A 20,412-nucleotide genomic window follows, 5' to 3' on the forward strand; every position below is an offset into this window, starting at 1 on the left:
TTTAACTATACTTCCGTTCAAAGCGTATTAAAACATATATACCAATGAGAATCATTATCATTGGTCATTAAAATAAGTAAAGATAATTTTTAAACAATTTTAATAGTCGGAGGGGTGTTCGAGATGTGTCAGGAAGGGGTATTGGACATAGCTGTCGAGCAAATTGATCAGCGAGAACTCGTTGGCGAGGGCCTGGTAGTCACCGCTTTCACGGAATTTCGTTAACTCAAGATTGAATTTGTCCCGGAGCTGTTTATTCGGAATGACGGCATGATAAGGGCTGACGTCAAAGAGTTCGTGCACGGTCACTTCCACATCCTGCCCTTTAGGATGTTTACTGCGTATTGCTTCAAAAATATTCCGGTCCAGTACAATAGCATCCACACTACCAAGCAGCAGCATGCTGACCTGACGGTGCTGATCAGCCATTTCAAGATAGCCCTTGTGCTTTGCTACTGCTTGTGAAAATTGGGGACCGAGAGCTTCTGACGCAGTCTGAAATGCCACAACGGTGTGGTTTTTCAGATCTTCCACCCGCTCGATAGACAAATTACGGTTCTTCAGTGTCACCACAACATTCTGGTATACAACATACACGTCACTGAACCAGGCTTCGGGAATGTCGTTTCGACGGCTCACTGAAAGGGCCACATCCACATCACGCTCTCTGACAAGTCTGACTGAGCGGCCCATAGGTACATACATCATGTTAGGTTCGTAACCGGCATTTTGAAGGACAGATTTAACCAGCTCGATCTCAAATCCAGTATCACCCTGAGCGATCACATAGGGTGGCTTGTCCCAGCCGGAAACCACATCCACACTGCGCACCACGGCGCCGTATGCCGGAGCAGCCAGAAAAGCTATCATTACCAGTTTGGCCAGCAGTCTCATTGGTTTTCCTGTCTCAATACCTCTTATAAAAGTAGCACCTGCCAGTGAGAAACGAAATCAGACATAAGGATACTTCTTCCGGGGGGATTCAAAATTCGGGTTAAATGGCGCTGTGGGGTGCGTTTTGCAGGCAGTAGCTGATAAAATATCTGCTGATTAACGTTTTCCCTTGAAAGAGTACCCATGTCCTGGATCCAGTTACGAATCGATTCTGACTCTGAACACGCAGAGCAAATTGGCAATATGTTAAGTGCCAATGGCGCGCAAGCTGTTACATTTGTTGATGCCAAAGACACGCCTATGTACGAACCCAAGCCCGGTGAGACCATGCTGTGGCCGGATACGCAGGTAGTCGGGTTATTCAGTGCAGCCGACGACATGAAAGCGGTGATTCAAAGACTTGAACAATCGAAGGTGCTGGGAAAAGGCTTTAAACATAAACTTGATCAGTTAGAAGATAAAGACTGGGAACGGGAGTGGATGGATAACTTTCATCCCATGCAGTTCGGTAAGCGTTTGTGGATTTGTCCCAGCTGGCGTGATGTGCCGGACCCTGATGCGGTAAACGTTATGCTCGATCCGGGTCTGGCTTTCGGTACCGGTACGCACCCTACCACAGCACTCTGTCTGCGCTGGCTCGACAGCCTGGACCTGGAAGGCAAAACCGTGGTCGATTTCGGTTGCGGTTCAGGTATTCTCGCGCTGGCGGCACTGAAACTGGGAGCAAAAGAAGTGATCGGTATTGATATCGACCCTCAGGCCCTGCAGGCATCCATGGAAAATGCCCGCCGCAACGGTGTGGAAGACCGCTTAAGTGTGTATCTGCCTGAAGATCAGCCCGAACTGGAAGCCGATGTGGTCATGGCCAATATTCTCAGCGGGCCACTCATAGAACTGCAATCCGTTATCACTGCCTACTGCAAAACCAGTGGAAAGCTCGTTTTATCAGGCATTCTGGAAGAGCAGGTGGAAAAAATTGAAGCAGCTTACCAGACCAGTTTTTCCCTGGAACCCAGTGCTGTAGAAGGCGATTGGGCAAGAGTCAGCGGCATAAGAACCCACTGAATCTATTCATAAAACTGTCAGAAATCTGTCAAATACAGGGGCTGTGGCCTTTTTCGGCGAAAGGCTGACGGGTTATTTCACACGCAAAACTCGCCAGCACTGTCAATAGCCCGGCTTGAAATTTTGTGTGATTTTTAGCCTTTTCAAGGCTTGCGAAAACACGTAAACTTAGCGCCCCGTTTTGGCCTGGTGTATAAATTCTGCGCAACAGTTGGCTGTAAAGTATGCGAATCGGACCTCACACACTCCAGAACAATTTGATGCTCGCGCCTATGGCTGGCGTGACAGACAGGCCCTTCCGGCAGATGTGCAGGAGAATGGGGGCAGGGTTAGTTGTATCTGAAATGTTGTCCAGCAACCCCAAGGTCTGGAAAACCGCAAAATCCATGCATCGTATGGATCATACCGGTGAAGACGGGATCCGCTCGGTACAGATTGCCGGCGCAGATCCTGACCTGATGGCGCAGGCGGCACAATTTAACGTTGAGAACGGTGCGCAAATCATCGATATCAACATGGGTTGTCCGGCCAAAAAGGTGAATAAGAAATTAGCTGGTTCAGCGCTCTTGCAGTACCCGGAGCTTGTAGAAAGCATTGTCCGGGCAGTGGTAGACGCTGTTGACGTACCAGTCACTCTGAAAATCCGTACAGGGTGGGACACAGATAACCGCAACGGGGCAGACATTGCCCGGATTGCGGAGCAGAACGGCATACAATCGCTGGCAGTTCACGGCAGAACGCGGGCTTGTATGTACCGGGGAAATGCAGAATACGACACCATTCGTGCCATTAAACAGGCGGTGTCTATTCCTGTAATCGCAAATGGCGATATTACTTCTCCGGAAAAAGCACGTTTCGTACTTGAGTATACCGGTGCTGACGGCGTAATGATTGGGCGCGGTGCGCAAGGTAATCCGTGGATTTTTAAACAAATCCAACATTACCTGCATACAGGTGAAAACTTGCCGCCTCCTTCGTTGTCAGAACAGCAAGCGGTATTGCATGAGCACGTTGTAAATGTACACGACTTCTACGGCGGCATTATGGGTGTGAGAATAGCCCGGAAGCACGTAGGGTGGTATCTCGCGGAGCACGACACGGAAAATCAGTTTCGCCGGACATTCAATGGTCTTGAGGAAGCTTACGCTCAACTCAACGCCCTTGATGCGTATTTTCAATCGCTGCAAACGAGAGATAAGCGACAGATCTCTCCTGCGGCATAGTAATGACTAACTAATAGAGCAAGAAAGTATTATGTTCGATCAAAATGTGACTTCACCTTTTACTACAACAGTAACGACTCCTTCACAAACTCAGGCACAGAAGCCTTTGCGTGACTCAGTAAAGCAAGCGGTAAACAAATACCTGAAGCAACTGGACAACGCTAACATCGATAATCTGTACGAACTTGTTCTGGCTGAAGTTGAAGCGCCGTTACTGGAAGAAGTAATGACTTACACCCGCGGCAACCAGACACGCGCCGCCATCATGATGGGCATCAACCGTGGCACACTGCGCAAAAAGCTGAAGCAGTACGGCATGAACTAAGATTAAAGGGCTTAGCCCGACTTTAAGAGCACCAAACGGTGCTCTTTTTTGTTCCACTCGTTAACTTACGCAAAGAGCTCAACACCACTATGCAAACACCTAAACCTATCAAGCGCGCCCTGTTAAGTGTTTCTGACAAAACCGGCATCGTTGAATTTGCCACGTCATTACACAACAAAGGCGTTGAACTGCTATCTACCGGCGGTACGGCAAAATTACTGGCGGAAGCCGGTTTGCCGGTTAAAGAGGTTTCAGAACACACTGGTCACCCTGAAATCATGGACGGTCGTGTGAAAACTCTGCACCCGAAAATCCACGGCGGCATTCTGGGTCGTCGCGGTCAGGACGAAGGTGTAATGGCTGAGAACAATATCGCGCCAATCGATCTGGTTGTAGTGAACCTTTACCCGTTCGCTGCCACTGTCGCAAAAGACGATTGCACGCTGGAAGACGCGATTGAGAACATCGATATCGGTGGCCCTACGATGGTTCGCGCTGCAGCGAAAAACCACAAAGATGTGACGATTGTGGTTAAAGCAGCGGATTACAGCCACGTGCTTGCTGAAATGGAAGAAAATGCAGGTTCACTGATGTACCAGACACGTTTCGACCTGGCCATCAAAGCCTTCGAACATACCGCAGAATATGACGGCATGATTGCCAACTATTTCGGTACGCGCATTGATACTGTTGCGTGTGAAACAGGTTGCTGTGAAGCTGAAGAATTCCCCCGTACGTTCAACGTACAGATGAGCAAAAAGCAGGATCTGCGTTACGGCGAGAACAGCCACCAGTCTGCGGCTTTCTATGTTGAGAACAACATTCAGGAAGCGTCTGTCGCTACTGCTGAGCAACTTCAGGGTAAAGAACTGTCTTTCAATAACATTGCAGATACCGACGCAGCGCTGGAATGCGTGAAAGAATTCGACGTACCGGCTTGTGTCATTGTTAAGCACGCAAACCCTTGTGGTGTGGCGCTGGGTGACAACATCCTTGAAGCCTATGACCGCGCTTTCAAAACTGACCCGACGTCTGCTTTCGGCGGTATCATCGCGTTTAACCGTGAACTGGATGCCGACACAGCGAAAGCCATTGTTGACCGTCAATTCGTTGAAGTCATCATTGCCCCTACTGTCAGCGAAGAAGCGAAAGCCATCGTTGCTGAAAAGAAAAACGTACGTCTGCTGGCGTGTGGTGACTGGCAGGGTCAGCTTACCGACGGTTTCGACTTCAAACGTGTTAACGGCGGCCTGTTAATTCAGGAACGTGATTTTGGCATGGTGGATATGGAAGATCTGAAAGTCGTATCTAAAGTACAACCTTCAGAAGAGCAATTACGCGACCTGATGTTCTGCTGGAAAGTAGCAAAATACGTGAAATCTAACGCTATCGTTTATGCTAAAGACAGCATGACCATCGGTGTGGGTGCAGGCCAGATGAGCCGTGTGTATTCTGCGAAAATCGCCGGTATTAAAGCGGCCGATGAGAACCTGGAGGTAGCGGGTTCAGTAATGGCATCTGATGCGTTCTTCCCCTTCCGCGACGGTATTGATGCAGCCGCGGCTGCCGGTATCAAAGCGGTAATCCAGCCGGGCGGTTCAATGCGTGACGATGAAGTTATCGCAGCAGCTGATGAACATGGCATTGCTATGGTATTCACCGGCATGCGTCACTTCCGCCATTAATTGAAAAAGTTGTTTACGGTAAAGGTTGTGGCTTTCGCCACAACCCTTTTGCGTTTTTACTGTCCTGCGTTAACCTAGCTGCTGCAGTACAAGGTATTACTTTAAAAATGCTATGCACCGTTAAAACAATTAAGGATCAATTATGAAGACCACGATGCGTGTAATTGCCGCTTCTTTGCTTGCTGTATCTGCTTCACTCACATCAACACTGGCCAGCGCAGACGCTATTACCGATGCGGTAAAAAACGATAACCGCTCAGCGGATGCCAAAGCCCGTGACGAGTACCGTCATCCTCAACAAACTCTGCGCTTTTTCGGTATTGAACCGGACATGACCGTTGTTGAGATCTGGCCCGGCGGTGGCTGGTATGCCGATATTCTCGCACCTTTATTAAAAGACGACGGCAACTATATTGCAGCGCACTTCTTTATGTTCGACGGTGCACCGGGTTATTACGCCGGTTCACTCAACGGCTTCAAAGAAAAAGCCAAAGCGGGCGGCCCTTATGAGGGTGCCACGATTACGGCTTTCCATCCTTCAAAGAGCCCTGACATTGCCCCTGACGGCAGTGCAGACGCAGTGCTGACCTTCCGTAATGTCCATAACTGGTACATGGGCGGCGATAAAGAAGGCGTGACCAGCTCGTTTAAGTCGTTCTACAAAGCCCTGAAGCCCGGCGGCATCCTGGGCGTAGTTGATCATGAATTACCGGAATCCGCTGCTGACGAAGCAATGAAAAGCAGCGGTTATATGAAAAAGTCTTTTGTCATCGATGCTGCTGAAGCTGCCGGTTTCAAACTGGTTGCAGAAAGTGACGTAAATGCTAACCCTGCAGACAATGCCGATCACGCTAAAGGCGTGTGGACCTTGCCACCTTCACTGCGCTTAGGCAAAGAAGATCAGGCAAAGTATCTGTCTATTGGTGAAAGCAACCGGATGACACTTAAATTTATTAAACCTGAATAAGAGATAACGGAACGCTTTGATGAACGTACTAGTTATTGGCAGCGGTGGCCGTGAACACGCATTAGCGTGGAAAGCCGCACAATCTGACTCTGTCTCCACTGTTTATGTTGCGCCGGGTAATGCAGGCACAGCCACTGAACCTAAGCTGAAAAACGTGAACATTGGTGTAACAGACATCGAAGGTTTGCTGGCGTTTGCCAAAGACACCGCGATTGACTTAACCATTGTCGGCCCTGAAGCGCCGCTGGTTGAAGGTGTTGTTGACGCGTTTCAGGCTGCCGGTCAGATGATTTTCGGACCGACACAAGCTGCGGCCCAACTGGAAGGTTCCAAAGCGTTTACTAAAGATTTCTTAGCCCGCCATGCCATTCCTACAGCGGAATACCAGAACTTCACTGAAATCGACCCCGCTATCGCCTATGTGCGTGAAAAAGGTGCACCGATTGTCGTGAAGGCTGACGGTCTGGCCGCCGGTAAAGGTGTTATCGTTGCGATGACGTTACAGGAAGCTGAAGATGCCATCCGTGACATGCTTGCAGGTAACGCATTTGGTGACGCCGGCAGCCGCGTGGTAATCGAAGAGTTTCTTGATGGTGAAGAAGCCTCTTTCATCGTGATGGTAGACGGTAAAAATGTTGTGCCTTTCGCCACCAGCCAGGATCACAAGCGCGCAGGTAACGGTGACTCTGGTCTGAACACCGGCGGTATGGGTGCATACTCACCGGCTCCGGTTGTGACGCAGGAAATCCATGACCGCGTAATGAAGGAAGTCATCATGCCTACCGTTGAAGGTATGGCAAGTGAAGGGAATCCTTATACAGGCTTCCTGTATGCAGGCCTGATGATCATGGCAGACGGTACGCCAAAGGTTATCGAATACAACTGCCGTTTCGGGGATCCTGAAACCCAGCCTATCATGATGCGTTTGCAGTCTGATTTAGTGGCAATGTGCCAACTGGCCTGTAAAGGTGAACTGGCCGGCAAAACCATTGATTTTGATGAGCGCGCTGCGGTTGGTGTTGTACTGGCTGCAGGGGGTTACCCGGGCAGTTACGACAAAGGTGATGTCATTGAAGGGCTGGATAAAGCTGCTGCTCACGAAGGCAAAGTTTTCCATGCCGGCACTGCCATGAAAGACGGTAAGGTAGTGACTGCAGGCGGTCGTGTACTATGCGCTACTGCATTGGGCAACAATGTTACCGAAGCTCAGCAGAAAGCCTATGAATTACTGAATACCATCAGCTGGAAAGATGTGTATTTCAGAACAGATATCGCATACCGCGCTATCGCCCGCGAAGCAAGCGGTCAGGCATAATCCGGTAAGGGCGCTGCGGCGCCCTTTCTTTTTGCCTTTTCTTCCCGTTCCCCCAAAGAAAGACCTTATTCTCTGGTCGTAACCCGACAGTCCCGGAAAATTCCCCGCTATATACGACCAAAGCACGGTGTGCCCGCCGGCACTTTCCAATTAGTCTTACAGGTCTGTACAAAAATGCTTCAAGATAGTCAGATATGGCAAAATTTATCGAGCAAATTGAAAAACTGTTGCTAATCCTCATTATGCTGGCGACGCTGGTTGCTGTGGGCGATGAAATCATGCATATGTTTCATCAGCGTAAGGTTGAACTTTCAGATCTGCTGCTATTGTTCATTTACGCCGAAGTCATCGGCATGCTGGCCGCGTACTATAACAGCAGCCGGATTCCGGTTACGTTGCCGCTGATCATCGCCATGACGGCGCTCAGCCGCATGATTATTTTGCAAAGCAAAGAGCTGGATAAAATTGTGCTTCTTTATGAGTCCAGCAGTATCTTGTTGCTCAGTATTGCCGCAGTGATCATGAGTCTGAAAGATAAAATCAGTTTGGAGAAACTGAAAAACCGGCATCTGAATCCTCCCGGTTAACGGCGTACAAAGCACGCCCGGCAATGGCCGGGCACTATTAATCAGGTGAATTTCGAACCCGTTGCGGACTTATTCTGCAACATAGTTCCCCTTGATTCTTCCGTGCTGCCAGCTTATAACAGAAGTCCGGTATTCCTATTCTGTGATTATGTCAGCCAAACATCCGATTATTGCCATCACCGGTTCTTCCGGCGCAGGCACCACAACAACGACAAATGCGATCACGCACATCTTCCGTAACCTGAATGTCAATGCGGCAGTGGTTGGCGGTGACAGCTTCCACCGTTTTACCCGTCCGGAAATGGAGGTGGAAATCCGCAAAGCGCAGGAACAGGGCCGCCATATCAGTTACTTCGGCCCCCGCGCCAACGATTTTGAATTACTCGAAACCCTGTTTAAAGAATACGGACAAACCGGCACCGGACAATTCCGGCAGTATCTGCATACCTTTGATGAAGCCGTCCCGTTTAACCAGATGCCGGGCACATTCACGCCCTGGCAGGCGCTGCCGGAAAACACTGACTTACTGTTCTATGAAGGTCTGCACGGTGGCGTTGCCACAGAAGAAAATGACGTGGCGAGCCATGTAGATTTGCTGGTAGGCATGGTACCGATTGTAAACCTGGAGTGGATCCAGAAAATTGTCCGCGATACCACTGACCGGGGACACTCCCGTGAAGCGGTGATGAGCAGTATCGTGCGCGGACTGGACGATTATTTTCAGTACATCACACCGCAGTTTTCCCGCACTCACGTTAATTTCCAGCGTGTTCCCACTGTCGATACATCTAACCCGTTCAGTGCCCGGGAGATCCCTACCCAGGACGAAAGTTTTGTCGTCGTGCGATTCCGCCGTGAAATGAAAAATGTTGATTATCCGTACCTGCTGCAAATGATCGACGGCGCCTTTATGTCCCGCATTAACACCCTGGTGGTACCGGGTGGAAAAATGGGTCTGGCGATGGAATTAATCCTCACACCGCTGATTGAAGATATTCTTGATCAGAAGCGCCGGGCAGGCAGTCAGATGGACTGGGTGAGCGAGCAGTAAGCAAATCGTACATAGCCGTTAACAGCCCGTTTTCATTGTGTTTTCATCATTCAAATGCATAACGGATATAACTGATTTTCCGCGGTTTACAACGCACCGGGCGTTCAGCCGCGGGCCCTGAAAACGTATAATTTACCCCTTACAATTTGGGGGTAAAAACCATGCTGGATTATGTACTCGTCGGCATAGCTGTACTGGCGTTACTTGGCGTCGTTTTCGAAGAAGTCATTCACGTAAACAAAGCCAAAACGACGCTTTTTCTCGGAACACTTGCCTGGATCCTTCTCTTTATAAACGCTAACCGCGGGCCCGGTTTAGAAGAGCTCAACGAACACCTTACTGAAAACATCAGCGAAATTTCCACCCTGTGGCTGTTCCTCGTCGCCGCCATGACATTTGTTGCTTACCTTAACCGTAAAGGCATGATTGAGAATATGCTCAATATCATCATGCCGGCCAAAATTACGCTGCGAAAGCTTATCTTCTTCACCGCCATCTTCAGTTTCTGTTTCTCTTCTCTGGCAGACAACATCACCGCCACTCTGGTGTCCATAGCCATGGTACTGTCACTGGGATTACCGTTTAACCAGACCATGCGGTTTGCGGTACTGGTGGTATTTGCGGTGAACTCCGGCGGCGTGTCACTCATCACCGGCGATGTAACCACTCTGATGATTTTCCTCGACGGCAAGGTTACTATCACGCAGTTGCTGCTGCTCATCATTCCGTCCCTTTCCGCCGTACTATTCCTGGCAATGATGCTGAGTATAGGTATGAACGGCACCGTGAAGATAAAGAAAACCCGTCATGATATGCGTACCGTTGACTATGTCATTGCCGGTATATTCTTATCCACCATCATACTGACTCTGGTTGCCAACGTTCTGTTTGCCATCCCACCGATGCTGTGTTTCCTGGCTGGTATGGCTGTCATGTTCCTGGTCGCGACCTTCATGGGCGAAGAGAAGTATCAAGACCCGATCCTGGACTACATCCGCCTCATTGAGTTCGACACCCTGCTGTTTTTCCTCGGTGTACTGTTGCTGGTTGGTATGCTGGACCATATTCACGCACTGGGTGCATTGCTTGAGGTGTACAACATCTTCCCGTCAACCGGCGCAAACTTCATCATGGGCGTGCTGTCTTCAATGATTGATAACGTGCCACTGACAGCCGCACTGCTGAAAGCTGATATATCCATGTCTACCGCGGAGTGGATGGCGTTTACCTATGCCGTTGGCGTAGGGGGTTCACTGCTAATCATCGGCTCTTCGGCGGGGATTGTTACCATGAGTAAAGTGAAAGGGCTGACCTTCGCTAAGTACGGCAAATTCGCCTTGCTGCTACTGGTGGCTTACTCTTTCGGTTTTGCCATGGTTCTGCTGATGGCGGACCTGGTACTCGGCTGACGGCAGACCTGATGCCCGGCTGACATCATTTGTAACATTCCACGGACATTCGCAACATCTCTGTGCTTTTGTCCGTGACCTGAAGTGGTTATAGTTAAGGTAACTTAAGACAGTACCCGCCGTTTTGCGCGGCGTACTGCTTTTTATTACTGGTTACACAGCCACTGTTCAGGAATAACAACCATGGGTCAGGAAACGTCCAAAATACTTGTTGTCGATGATGATATGCGCCTTCGCAGCCTGCTGGAGCGTTATCTTGTTGAACAGGGCTTTCAGGTGCGCAGCGCAGCCAATGCAGAGCAAATGGACCGCCTGCTTGAGCGTGAGAACTTCCATCTGATGGTTCTGGACCTGATGCTGCCGGGAGAAGATGGTTTATCTATCTGCCGGCGCATGCGACAGGCAGAAAACGACATGCCCATCATCATGCTCACAGCTAAGGGTGACGAAGTCGACCGCATTATCGGCCTGGAAATGGGTGCCGATGATTACCTGCCCAAGCCGTTTAATCCCCGCGAACTGCTGGCCCGTGCCAAAGCCGTATTACGACGCAAAACCACAGAAGCGCCCGGCGCACCGTCCAGAGACGAGCAAATTGTTGAGTTCGGTGATTACAGCCTGAACCTCGCTACCCGCGAAATGACAGCCGCAGGTAAGCCGCTGTCGTTAACCAGCGGCGAATTTGCTGTGCTTAAATCACTGGTCACCCACCCCAGAGAACCGCTTTCAAGGGACAAACTGATGAATCTGGCCCGTGGCCGTGATTACAGCGCGCTGGAACGGAGTATCGACGTGCAGGTTTCCCGTCTGCGCCGCATGCTGGAGAAAGACCCGGCAAGCCCGCGCTATATTCAGACGGTATGGGGCCTTGGCTACGTATTTGTCCCGGACGGTGGCGCAGCATAAGATGTTGTTTCTTGCGTGAGGCTGCTTCCTAAAAGTGCATTCGGACAAACTGTACTGCTGATCGGTGTACTGCTGCTCATCAATCAGGTGGTGTCTTATTTGTCAGTCACTTACTATTTTGTGCGTCCTACTACCCAGCAGATCAGCAGTTTGCTGGCAACGCAGGTACAGAGTGTGCAATCGCAGGGGTTGATGGGCGCGCCTCTTGAGCAACGGCTGGCCTACGCAAAACAAACCAAAGTCGAAATCATGACTACGGAGCAGGCGCTGCAGCAGGGTCTGCGTGATGCCACACACTATAATTTCATGTCTTCGCAGGTATCTTCCCAAATTGGTGTCAAAGCAGATGTGCGGATCAGTACGGCTGAAACCGCAGTTGGCAGCGAGCCTTACCGGGTGTGGATATCTCTCAGCACGCGACCGAATATCTGGGTCAGTATTCCGCTGATAGGCGGCAACGACGCCCATATTTCACCGCCCCCCACCATGTATCTGATGGTAATCGGTATTTTGAGTGTGACCGGCGGCTGGTGGTTTGTACGCCATCTTAACCGGCCGCTGCAGGCGCTGCAGCAGGCCGCATTGCAGGTTGGCAGAGGACAGTTTCCGCCCCCGCTGAAAGAACAGGGCAGCAGCGAAATGCGGGAAGTGACCCGCGCATTCAACCGGATGAATCAGGGTATAAAGCAACTGGAGGATGAGCGGACATTAATGACCGCCGGTATCTCTCATGATTTACGTACCCCGCTTACCCGAATCAGGCTGGCTTCGGAAATGCTGCCGGAAGAAAGTGAGTGGGTGCGTGACGGCATCAATGAAGACATCGAAGATATGAATGCAATCATCGATCAGTTTATTGAATACGCCCGCTTTGACCGTACCGGCGAATGGGAAAATGCCAATCTGAATACGCTTATCGGTGATATGGTAAGGGTGCATGAGCGTTACGAAAGCCATCATATCACCCTGAAACTGACTTCTTTGCCGGATACGCCGGTACGCACGGTAGCCATCAAGCGGGTACTGGATAACCTGATTGAAAATGCCTTCCGCTACGGCGGTGACAAAATTTCGATAAGTACCTTCTTTGACCGCGCGAAACAACGGGTTTATTGCCGCATCCGCGACTTCGGCCCCGGCATCCCTGACAACGAGCTGGATAACGCTTTTATGCCGTTCAAACAGGGAGATAAAGCAAGGGGCAGTCTGGGCTCAGGGCTGGGTCTGGCTATCACCCGTAAAATTATCAATATGCACTTCGGCAACATCACACTCAGGAATCACCCCGAAGGTGGCCTGGTCGCGGAATTCTGGCTACCCGGCGCTCACTAGCCGCCATTCAGTCATTACTGCTATACCTGCTGCTTAATCTGGCGACTGTAATACCAGGTGGTGCTCCACAGCCATATGCTGGCAAGCGGGATGATCCAGAAGGCGATATGAAGCCCCTGAAAACTGGCCCAGAATCCGGTAGCAAAAGAGGCTACCTGCACCCCGATAGCATTCCCAATCAACGAAATCCCGGACAAAACCGGACCTTTTGACGGATCCACATTCATTGCCGCCGAAAGTACCAGAGGAAAGAGACCCCCTAATCCCAACCCGAGCAGGAAATTGAAGCTGCCAATAGCCACACTGCCTGCGGCAAGCTTAATACCGAAAGCACCGGCAAGGGTCATGGTGGCCAGAATTATCATTAACCGGTAAACACTGTAATAGCGCAGGAACCAGGAAAAAATCAGCCGGCTTAATGTCATTCCGGCGGTGAAACACGCCAGCAGATTGCGGGCCTGTTCACCATCGTAACCATCGTTTTTTGCGTAACTGACAAACCAGTTCGCATTACCGAACTCCACCGCCCCGTAGCCGAAACTCACCAGACACAGCAGCAGAAACACAGGCTGCCTGAGCATATCCATGTATTTGAGTGATGATTTCTTTTCTGCCGGTTTACCTTTGCTCAGTTTTCTGTGCTGTCCGGCAATCAAAAATGTGTAGGCAGACACGCAAAGCAGAAGGAAAGTCAGAAATTGCAGCGGCTTCTGCCACTCGTGAGAAAAGGTGTAGATCAGGGTCACGTAGAAAGACGCAGCGAAAGTACCGAGGCTGAACATAAAGTCCATCACCCCCATCATGGCAAACCGCTTCTCTGCGTACAATTGGGCTATGAGTGTATGTCCGATGGTGATCACCGCAGAGCTCACCACACCGGTGAGAAACACCATCAGCAGCATCCCCTGCCAGGCGGTCATCAGGGAGACCCCGAACACCAGCACCGCATCCACAGCACACAACCAGGCCAGCAGATAAAGAAAGTCGAATTTACTGACGTATTTGCCGCCAAACAGAGCCCCCAGCATCATGCCCAGCGAGAACAGCAGGAACAATGCTCCGCTGACGGTTTCACTCATTTCAAGATCGGCAGCAATCTCCGGCAGCAAAACACCCCAGAGAATAAAAAGCATCCCGAACAGAAAAAATCCGCCAAATATGATCGCGGTAACCGGCCGGCGGCTCACAAGCACGCCTTACTGTCAGACGTCAGGACTACCGTTTTCTGTAACGAACTTAGGAATATTAAACGCAATGGCCAGTACACCAAACACAAACAATAACATGGGGTACCAACAATACATGGAAACGGACAGCGGAGATAGCCCGCCCACAGCGGCGATTGTGAGGATTTGCGCACCGTAAGGCACCAGCCCCTGAAAACTGCACGAGAACACGTCCAGAATGCTGGCTGTACGACGGGGGTCAACGCCATATTGTTTATTCAGATCGCTGGCTATCGGACCGGCTGCCACGATAGAAATCGTGTTATTCGCCGTGGATAAATCCAGCAAACTGACCAGAGCCGCAATACTGTACTCTGCACCCTGGCGACTTTGCACACGCCGGGTTAGCACCTGAATCAGCCAGGTAATACCGCCGTAAGCATGCATCAGACTGACAATACCACCGATTGTCAGAGCGATAACCGACAGATTCTGCATCCATCCCAGGCCGGTTTGTATACTTTGCCACATCCCCATAGGTGCGAAACTACCGGTGATAAGGCCGATACCCCCTGCGGACCCGATACCGATAGCGAGCACCAGTACCACATTCAAACCTGCCAGTGCACAGGCAATAATAAGCATGTAGGGCAGAATGCGGATGAGTTCGTAATCACCCTGCTGTAACGAACTGGTATCCGCCACGCTGACAAATGCCAGAATGATAATGGTGATCACAGATGCCGGCAGGGTGATAAGCAGGTTAGCCTTAAATTTGTCAGTCAGCCTGACGCCCTGACTGCGGGTCGCCGCGATGGTGGTGTCTGACACAAAGGATAAGTTGTCACCAAACATGGCTCCGCCAACGACCACACCGGCCAGCAATGCCGGTGACACACCCAGCCCATCAGCCAGTCCAAGCCCGATAGGAGCCAGCGCCGTGATAGTGCCGGTAGAAGTCCCCATGGAAAAAGAAATAAAACAACAGATGATAAACAGACCCGGCAATATCATGGGCGTTGGTATTACGCTTAACGCCAGGTTGACGGTGGCATCCCGCGCGCCGATATCGATGGTCAGCGAATAGAATGCGCCGGCGAGTAGAAATATCAGCACCAGCAGAATAATGTTCTTGTTACCCGCTCCCTCGCAGAATTGCGCAATCTTCTCATTCAGAGTGAGCTTCTGATCCTTCGGGTTCAGCAGCAGGGCATATCCGGCGGCCAGGAAAAGGGCTACCAGAACTGGCATAGCGGTAATGTTGTCGCTGATAATGCCGGCAATCAGCATAGTGACAACAAAAAACAATATAGGCGTTAGCCCCAGAAATTGGGCAGGTGCTGACTTTTGCACGGGACCTCGTTGATTGTGCAGATGAATCCGGTAAGGATTTTATCGTAAACACGCTGTCCGGGTGAACGTAAAACAGCGGTAAAACAGATACTTTAGCCTATATTATTTCACGCTATCTTATGTAATCCTTCTGCATGACGATTTTCATCCGTCATACAGGCGAGCGGTAACCGGCATGGAGATACCCGGCTGGCACTGCACACAAGGAACAGAAGAAAGGTGTAATATGAAGAAGTTAATCGGTGCTTTAATTATCAGCGCGTCGGCCCTGAGTGCCGCACCCGCGATGTCGAACGAATTAGGCAGTTGTCTGATCGATTCCTTAAACGGCAAAGAAAGAAAATCGCTGGCAAAATGGATTTTCTTTTCCATGGCCGCTCATCCTGAAATAAAAAACTATGCCGAAGTATCGGAAAAAGACCGCCTTGAGTCTGATAAGGACATCGGCGACCTGGTTACCCGCCTGCTCGCAAGCGACTGCCCGGCGCAGTTTAAAGTTGCCTCTGAATCTGATCCCATGGCACTCCAGCGTGCCTTCGAACTGGTTGGTCAGGTCGCAATGGGCGAGTTAATGCAGGATCCGGTGGTTACTGACGCTATCGGTAATTATTCCCACTTCATGGATCCGCAAGCCATTCAAAGCGCACTGGCCGGCGGGCAGTAACCGCCAGCCAGCAACTACATTGCAAAAAAAGCCCGCAGACACACTGCGGGCAATAAGTCGACTAACGTCGGATAGAAAGCTGTCAGAAGCCGGGGCCGGCTTTCACGATGGCATCACTGACATCGTATTTTTCGAAATTGGCTTTGAATTCCTGCACCAGATTTTCAACATAGGTTTGATAAGCCTGCTGGTCGGCCCAGGTTTCTGCCGGCACCAGCAATTTACTGTCGACACCCGGTACCGCTACCGGCACGTCCAGATTCAGACCATCAATATGCCGGGTTTCCACATTGGCAAGTTCTCCGGAAACGATGGCGTCGATGACTGCTCGGGTAACAGGTATATCGAAGCGCTTGCCGGTGCCGTAGGGACCACCTGTCCAGCCGGTATTCACCAGGAACACTTTAGCGCCGAAACTCTTTACCCGCTTAATCAGTAGTTCCGCATACACGCCGGCAGGACGTGGGAAAAACGGTGCGCCAAAGCAGGTTGAAAAAGTCGATTCAATATCAGCAGTGGACCCTATTTCTGTCGAGCCGACTTTTGCTGTGTAACCACTTAAGAAGTGATAGGCCGCGGCTTCTTCACTGAGCACAGAAACCGGCGGCAATACGCCACTCACATCACAGGTGAGGAACACAACGGAGCGGGGCTCACCGCCCTTATTCTCAGCCACACGCTTTTCAATATGATCCAGCGGATAGGCGGCACGGGAGTTCTGTGTCAGGCTGACGTCGGCATAATCCGGGGTGCGTTTTTCATCCAGTACCACATTTTCCAAAATCGTACCGAAACGGATGGCATCCCAGATGACAGGTTCATTTTTCTGCGATAAATCGATGCACTTTGCATAACAACCACCTTCCAGGTTGAACACGCTTCCGGGCGCCCAGCCATGCTCATCATCACCAATCAGAAAGCGCTTGGGATCGGCAGACAGCGTGGTTTTGCCGGTGCCGGACAATCCGAAGAATAAGGTGACATCACCTTGCTCTCCCACGTTGGCTGAGCAGTGCATAGGTAACACTTCTTCTGCCGGTAACAGGAAATTCTGTACGCTGAACATGGCTTTTTTCATTTCACCGGCATAACGCATACCGGCGATAAGCACCTTTTTCTCAGCAAAATTCAGAATAACCACACCGTCACTGTTGGTGCCGTCACGCTCAGGATCACAGGTAAAACCGGGCACATTGAGGATCTGCCATGCCTCTTTGTTATCCGGATTCCACGTTGCGGGCTGAATAAACAGGTTGCGGGCAAAGATATGCTGCCATGCCGTTTGTGTTCGTACTTTTATTGGCAAAGCATGTGTAGGGTCAGAGCCAACCTGTAAATGAGAAAGGAAATGTTCCTGTGTATTTAAAAAAGCGTCTACGCGGTCCCACAATGCATCAAATTTATCTGCATCAAAGGGCTTGTTCACCTTACCCCAGTCAATGTCTGATTCCGTAGAGGGCTCTTTGACAATAAAGCGATCCGCAGGAGAACGACCTGTCCGGTGTCCGGTTTCTACTACCAGCGCACCATTGTCTGCAAGGCAGCCTTCGCCACGTTTAAGTGCAATTTCTATTAACTCAGCTGACGTGAGATCAGTGAGCACGTTTACTGCTGTATCTGAATTTAAAAGTGGTGCCGCGGTCATTTTGGTAAGCCCTTTGGTAAGTTTACATTTTAACTTTCAAAAATCCTTTTCAATTCGATTGTATATAAAACAAGGGCAGAGACAACATCATAAATACAAATAGCGATTATTTTTTGATCTGAATGACTATTTAAAGAAATAAACTTTCAGAATGAGTAAATCATGGAAAGTTGGAATGAAAAAATAATAATTAATTTTCAATAAATTATGAATAAACGAGAGGATTGTAACTTGATTGTAAAATTAAAATACAGGGAACAGAATTTGGTTTACACACAATTAAACGTTGGTCGCCCTTTCCGGAAGCAGGGCTTTGCAGCTGCAGCATGAAAGCAGGACCTGCCGGGGCTTAACCGGCAGGCGCTGTTGTATTTCCGCTTTTTGCGAAGCGCTTACGGAGGCACTTCGCAGGGCTTTTACTGATCTTTACGGGTTTCCACAAACTGGCCGTTGTGAATGGCTTCCACATCGACGCTGTCGAACAGATATTCAGAATGACAATACTGGCAGTGCATTTTAATGGCACCATCCTCTTCAATGATCTGCAGCAATTCTTGTTTGTCCACGTTTCTCAGTGCGTCAGCACTGCGCTGTTTGGAGCAGGAACATGAGAATGAAACCGGGTGAGCCGGATACACTTCAACTTCTTCCTGGTGGTAAAGACGATACAGAATATCATTCACCGGCAGACCAAACATTTCATCTTCTTTCAGGGTTTCTGTCAGCTTGCAAACATGCTCAAAGTCAGTATCCTGCGCCACATTTGTTGCGGCAGCCTGACTGGGCAGAACCTGCAATAGCATACCCGCAGCACGGGCGCGGGTAGGTTCCTGCAAATCAGTCATCAGAATAATTTTCGTCGCCAGTTGTTCAGACTGCGTGAAATAGGCTTCCAGACATTCAGCAAGTGTAGGCTTGTCCAGCCCTACAACTCCCTGATACCGTTCACCTTCTTCCGGCGTGATGGTAATCACCAGTACAGCATCTTTTACCAGTTCACCAAAGCTCTCAGGCAAAACCGTCAGCGTTTCATCCCAGCGGGCTACGCCACGAAGTTTGTATTCGTGGGTGGCGTTGATTACCGCGTAGCTCACCGGCCCTTTACTCTGAATTTGCAAACCGATTTCGCCTTTGAATTTTAAAATTGCCGTCAGCAAACAGGTTGCCGCTGCCATTTCACTCAACAGGTGCTGGATTTGCACCGGGTATTCCGTGCTGTGCACAATGGATTGCAGACTTTCTTCCAGCCTGACCAGCTCGCCGCGTACGTTTGCTGCATTCAACAAATAGCGATGTAATTCATCATAGTTGCTCATGAAATTTATCCTGTCTTAGCAGCTTACTGCTGCTTAAATTTAATAATCTGTCTGCGTTGTTTTTTGTCCGGTCTGTTGTCAGGACGCGGACTGTGAAACGCACTTAATTTACGGGCCTGCTGATTGGATTCCCGCTGGGCAATACTTTCCGGTGTTTCCTCATAAAGCGCTTCAGCGAGCGGTGCGCTCAGGCGTTTATCACTCAGTCCCAGCACTTTTATTTCTTTAATGTCCCATCCGGCCGGAACTTTTATCATGGCACCGGGCTCTACGTTTCTGCCCGGCTTCGCACGCTGGCCGTTGTAATGCACTTTACCGGCCTGCACCATCTCCCGCGCCAGACCGCGGGTTTTGAACAGACGAACAGCCCAGAGCCACTTGTCCAGGCGGACATTTACGTCAGTATCGCTTTGATTACGATTGCTCATGTAATATTTTTGTCACTCTTTCGTTTTACTGTTGTGACCCCCGCCTCGACCGGGCTATGATGGGTCGGCTAGCTCTAAATCTATTATTAAAAAAGCAGTACCTTCGACAACGCATGACACTCGACAAATTGAATTCTCAGTCACTGGCACTTTTCTTCAGCCGGCATCAGAAACAAGTGCATCTCGCAATTGTTGTTTTGCTGAGCCTGTACCTGTTAGCGTTTGCTGCAAAACTCATCTGGCGAATTATACCCGAACCAGCCGGGCCTGCCACACCAGCCGGACTCACTTCACAGCCTGAACGCATTACATCTGCGCAAGGTGGGGTCGATGTTGCCGGATTACAACAGTTGAACCTGTTCGGAACCGTCAACCGGTCTGAACAGGCCGCAGACGAACAGCCGGTGACAGACGCGCCGGAAACAAAACTAAATTTAACGCTGACAGGCGTGGTAGTCAGTTCGCTTAAAGAAGAAGCCACGGCGATCATTGAAAACCGGGGTACCCAAAACGTATACGGTCTGGGCGAAAAAATAGAAGGAACTAACGCGACACTCGATCAGGTCATGAACGACCGCGTTATTATTAAAAACGGTATTCGCCGTGAAACTCTGATGCTTGACGGTGTGGATTACGACGAAGCAAACCGCCAGCGCACAGCGCGCGCTGATGACAACCCCCGTGCCGCAGCCCCCGCGCCTAAACGCCGCATTCCGCCTCCTCCGCAAAATCAGGTGGAGCTGGATGAAGACGTCGCCTCATCATTACGGGAAAGCCCGGCAGATTTCATGGATTTCATCGCTATTACGCCCAAAATCGGTGATGGCCAGTTGGTCGGCTACGAAATCAAACCGGGTAAAAAACCAGATCTGTTTCAATCAGCCGGCCTGCAGGCGGGCGATGTTGTCATCCAAATCAACGGATTGGATTTGACCGATACCCAGCAATCAAAGGAAGCCATGAGTGAACTTCGTCAGGCCGATACCATAGAGCTGACGCTGACACGTGATGGTGAGTACATTACCTTGTACCTGGAAATCCCGGAGGCGGGTAATGACTAATAAAAACAGGAAGACAGACT

The 20,412-nt window shown here is 50.2% G+C and carries 19 protein-coding genes; 13 read left to right on the forward strand and 6 right to left on the reverse strand.

Annotated features, from left to right (window positions below):
* Positions 1 to 99: 99 nt before the first annotated feature.
* Positions 100 to 894: a substrate-binding periplasmic protein gene (locus ACXAGR_RS05410; RefSeq protein ID WP_474842084.1), complete on the reverse strand. Its 795-nt coding sequence runs from the start codon at positions 892 to 894 to the stop codon at positions 100 to 102.
* A gap of 183 nt (positions 895 to 1,077) precedes the next feature.
* Here ACXAGR_RS05410 and prmA point away from each other — a divergent pair, with 183 nt between their 5' ends.
* From prmA to envZ, 11 genes are all read left to right on the forward strand, one after another.
* Entirely contained in the window at positions 1,078 to 1,959 is an 882-nt protein-coding gene (gene prmA, locus ACXAGR_RS05415; RefSeq protein WP_474842086.1) for a 50S ribosomal protein L11 methyltransferase, read from the forward strand.
* Positions 1,960 to 2,183: 224 nt separating this feature from the next.
* The gene (dusB, locus tag ACXAGR_RS05420; protein ID WP_474842087.1) at positions 2,184 to 3,182 is read left to right on the forward strand and encodes a tRNA dihydrouridine synthase DusB; all 999 of its coding nucleotides are present in this window, start codon (positions 2,184 to 2,186) and stop codon (positions 3,180 to 3,182) included.
* Positions 3,183 to 3,213: 31 nt separating this feature from the next.
* Entirely contained in the window at positions 3,214 to 3,507 is a 294-nt protein-coding gene (gene fis, locus ACXAGR_RS05425; protein WP_018982332.1) for a DNA-binding transcriptional regulator Fis, read from the forward strand.
* An 89-nt stretch (positions 3,508 to 3,596) separates the two neighbouring features.
* Positions 3,597 to 5,192 carry a bifunctional phosphoribosylaminoimidazolecarboxamide formyltransferase/IMP cyclohydrolase gene (gene purH, locus ACXAGR_RS05430; RefSeq protein ID WP_474848587.1) on the forward strand — a complete coding sequence of 532 codons (1,596 nt, stop codon included), beginning with the start codon at positions 3,597 to 3,599 and terminating at the stop codon, positions 5,190 to 5,192.
* Positions 5,193 to 5,346: 154 nt separating this feature from the next.
* Complete coding sequence (locus ACXAGR_RS05435) at positions 5,347 to 6,159, forward strand: class I SAM-dependent methyltransferase (protein WP_474848827.1); 813 nt, start codon at positions 5,347 to 5,349, stop codon at positions 6,157 to 6,159.
* Positions 6,160 to 6,178: 19 nt separating this feature from the next.
* The gene (gene purD / locus ACXAGR_RS05440) at positions 6,179 to 7,474 is read left to right on the forward strand and encodes a phosphoribosylamine--glycine ligase (protein ID WP_474842091.1); all 1,296 of its coding nucleotides are present in this window, start codon (positions 6,179 to 6,181) and stop codon (positions 7,472 to 7,474) included.
* A gap of 194 nt (positions 7,475 to 7,668) precedes the next feature.
* Positions 7,669 to 8,061 carry a phosphate-starvation-inducible PsiE family protein gene (locus ACXAGR_RS05445; RefSeq protein WP_119503086.1) on the forward strand — a complete coding sequence of 131 codons (393 nt, stop codon included), beginning with the start codon at positions 7,669 to 7,671 and terminating at the stop codon, positions 8,059 to 8,061.
* A gap of 148 nt (positions 8,062 to 8,209) precedes the next feature.
* Positions 8,210 to 9,112: a phosphoribulokinase gene (locus tag ACXAGR_RS05450; protein WP_119503087.1), complete on the forward strand. Its 903-nt coding sequence runs from the start codon at positions 8,210 to 8,212 to the stop codon at positions 9,110 to 9,112.
* A 161-nt stretch (positions 9,113 to 9,273) separates the two neighbouring features.
* The gene (locus ACXAGR_RS05455) at positions 9,274 to 10,521 is read left to right on the forward strand and encodes an ArsB/NhaD family transporter (protein ID WP_474842094.1); all 1,248 of its coding nucleotides are present in this window, start codon (positions 9,274 to 9,276) and stop codon (positions 10,519 to 10,521) included.
* Between the two features lie 183 nt (positions 10,522 to 10,704).
* Positions 10,705 to 11,427: an osmolarity response regulator transcription factor OmpR gene (ompR, locus tag ACXAGR_RS05460; protein ID WP_119503088.1), complete on the forward strand. Its 723-nt coding sequence runs from the start codon at positions 10,705 to 10,707 to the stop codon at positions 11,425 to 11,427.
* A gap of 15 nt (positions 11,428 to 11,442) precedes the next feature.
* On the forward strand, positions 11,443 to 12,759 hold the full coding sequence (gene envZ / locus ACXAGR_RS05465) for a two-component system sensor histidine kinase EnvZ (RefSeq protein ID WP_474842096.1): 1,317 nt from the start codon (positions 11,443 to 11,445) through the stop codon (positions 12,757 to 12,759).
* Positions 12,760 to 12,779: 20 nt separating this feature from the next.
* On the opposite strand, the gene ACXAGR_RS05470 is transcribed toward envZ, so the two are convergent.
* Together ACXAGR_RS05470 and ACXAGR_RS05475 are read right to left on the reverse strand one after the other, a co-directional pair.
* A complete protein-coding gene (locus tag ACXAGR_RS05470) occupies positions 12,780 to 13,946 on the reverse strand; it encodes an MFS transporter (protein WP_303572398.1) in 1,167 nt (388 codons plus the stop codon).
* 15 nt (positions 13,947 to 13,961) lie between these two features.
* Positions 13,962 to 15,299, reverse strand: coding sequence for a Na+/H+ antiporter NhaC family protein (locus ACXAGR_RS05475; RefSeq protein WP_474848829.1), 1,338 nt, complete (start codon positions 15,297 to 15,299; stop codon positions 13,962 to 13,964).
* A gap of 205 nt (positions 15,300 to 15,504) precedes the next feature.
* On the opposite strand from ACXAGR_RS05475, the gene ACXAGR_RS05480 reads away from it, so the two are divergent.
* Positions 15,505 to 15,942 (forward strand): hypothetical protein, encoded by a 438-nt coding sequence (locus ACXAGR_RS05480; RefSeq protein ID WP_474842099.1) that lies wholly within the window; start codon positions 15,505 to 15,507, stop codon positions 15,940 to 15,942.
* A gap of 82 nt (positions 15,943 to 16,024) precedes the next feature.
* Here the strand turns inward: ACXAGR_RS05480 and ACXAGR_RS05485 are convergent, their stop codons facing one another.
* From ACXAGR_RS05485 to hslR, 3 genes are all read right to left on the reverse strand, one after another.
* Positions 16,025 to 17,587, reverse strand: a complete 1,563-nt coding sequence (locus tag ACXAGR_RS05485; protein WP_474848589.1) for a phosphoenolpyruvate carboxykinase — start codon at positions 17,585 to 17,587, stop codon at positions 16,025 to 16,027.
* Between the two features lie 416 nt (positions 17,588 to 18,003).
* On the reverse strand, positions 18,004 to 18,903 hold the full coding sequence (gene hslO, locus ACXAGR_RS05490) for an Hsp33 family molecular chaperone HslO (RefSeq protein WP_303572402.1): 900 nt from the start codon (positions 18,901 to 18,903) through the stop codon (positions 18,004 to 18,006).
* Positions 18,904 to 18,926: 23 nt separating this feature from the next.
* Positions 18,927 to 19,331: a ribosome-associated heat shock protein Hsp15 gene (gene hslR / locus ACXAGR_RS05495; protein ID WP_474842103.1), complete on the reverse strand. Its 405-nt coding sequence runs from the start codon at positions 19,329 to 19,331 to the stop codon at positions 18,927 to 18,929.
* Positions 19,332 to 19,444: 113 nt separating this feature from the next.
* Between hslR and gspC the strand changes: the two genes are divergently transcribed.
* Entirely contained in the window at positions 19,445 to 20,392 is a 948-nt protein-coding gene (gene gspC / locus ACXAGR_RS05500; RefSeq protein ID WP_474842105.1) for a type II secretion system protein GspC, read from the forward strand.
* Positions 20,393 to 20,412: the final 20 nt, after the last annotated feature.

It is taken from the genome of Alteromonas sp. ABH4_457, from assembly GCF_056160625.1.

What these genes read in the sequence shown, in the direction of transcription:
- hslO (WP_303572402.1), bottom strand. Translation starts at nt 18,903, where the DNA reads ATGAGCAACTATGATGAATTACATCGCTATTTGTTGAATGCAGCAAAC.
- ACXAGR_RS05480 (WP_474842099.1), top strand. Translation starts at nt 15,505, where the DNA reads ATGAAGAAGTTAATCGGTGCTTTAATTATCAGCGCGTCGGCCCTGAGT.
- ACXAGR_RS05450 (WP_119503087.1), top strand. Translation starts at nt 8,210, where the DNA reads ATGTCAGCCAAACATCCGATTATTGCCATCACCGGTTCTTCCGGCGCA.
- hslR (WP_474842103.1), bottom strand. Translation starts at nt 19,331, where the DNA reads ATGAGCAATCGTAATCAAAGCGATACTGACGTAAATGTCCGCCTGGAC.
- fis (WP_018982332.1), top strand. Translation starts at nt 3,214, where the DNA reads ATGTTCGATCAAAATGTGACTTCACCTTTTACTACAACAGTAACGACT.
- ACXAGR_RS05455 (WP_474842094.1), top strand. Translation starts at nt 9,274, where the DNA reads ATGCTGGATTATGTACTCGTCGGCATAGCTGTACTGGCGTTACTTGGC.
- gspC (WP_474842105.1), top strand. Translation starts at nt 19,445, where the DNA reads ATGACACTCGACAAATTGAATTCTCAGTCACTGGCACTTTTCTTCAGC.
- purD (WP_474842091.1), top strand. Translation starts at nt 6,179, where the DNA reads ATGAACGTACTAGTTATTGGCAGCGGTGGCCGTGAACACGCATTAGCG.
- dusB (WP_474842087.1), top strand. Translation starts at nt 2,184, where the DNA reads ATGCGAATCGGACCTCACACACTCCAGAACAATTTGATGCTCGCGCCT.
- ACXAGR_RS05485 (WP_474848589.1), bottom strand. Translation starts at nt 17,587, where the DNA reads ATGACCGCGGCACCACTTTTAAATTCAGATACAGCAGTAAACGTGCTC.
- purH (WP_474848587.1), top strand. Translation starts at nt 3,597, where the DNA reads ATGCAAACACCTAAACCTATCAAGCGCGCCCTGTTAAGTGTTTCTGAC.
- ompR (WP_119503088.1), top strand. Translation starts at nt 10,705, where the DNA reads ATGGGTCAGGAAACGTCCAAAATACTTGTTGTCGATGATGATATGCGC.
- ACXAGR_RS05445 (WP_119503086.1), top strand. Translation starts at nt 7,669, where the DNA reads ATGGCAAAATTTATCGAGCAAATTGAAAAACTGTTGCTAATCCTCATT.
- ACXAGR_RS05410 (WP_474842084.1), bottom strand. Translation starts at nt 894, where the DNA reads ATGAGACTGCTGGCCAAACTGGTAATGATAGCTTTTCTGGCTGCTCCG.
- ACXAGR_RS05435 (WP_474848827.1), top strand. Translation starts at nt 5,347, where the DNA reads ATGCGTGTAATTGCCGCTTCTTTGCTTGCTGTATCTGCTTCACTCACA.
- prmA (WP_474842086.1), top strand. Translation starts at nt 1,078, where the DNA reads ATGTCCTGGATCCAGTTACGAATCGATTCTGACTCTGAACACGCAGAG.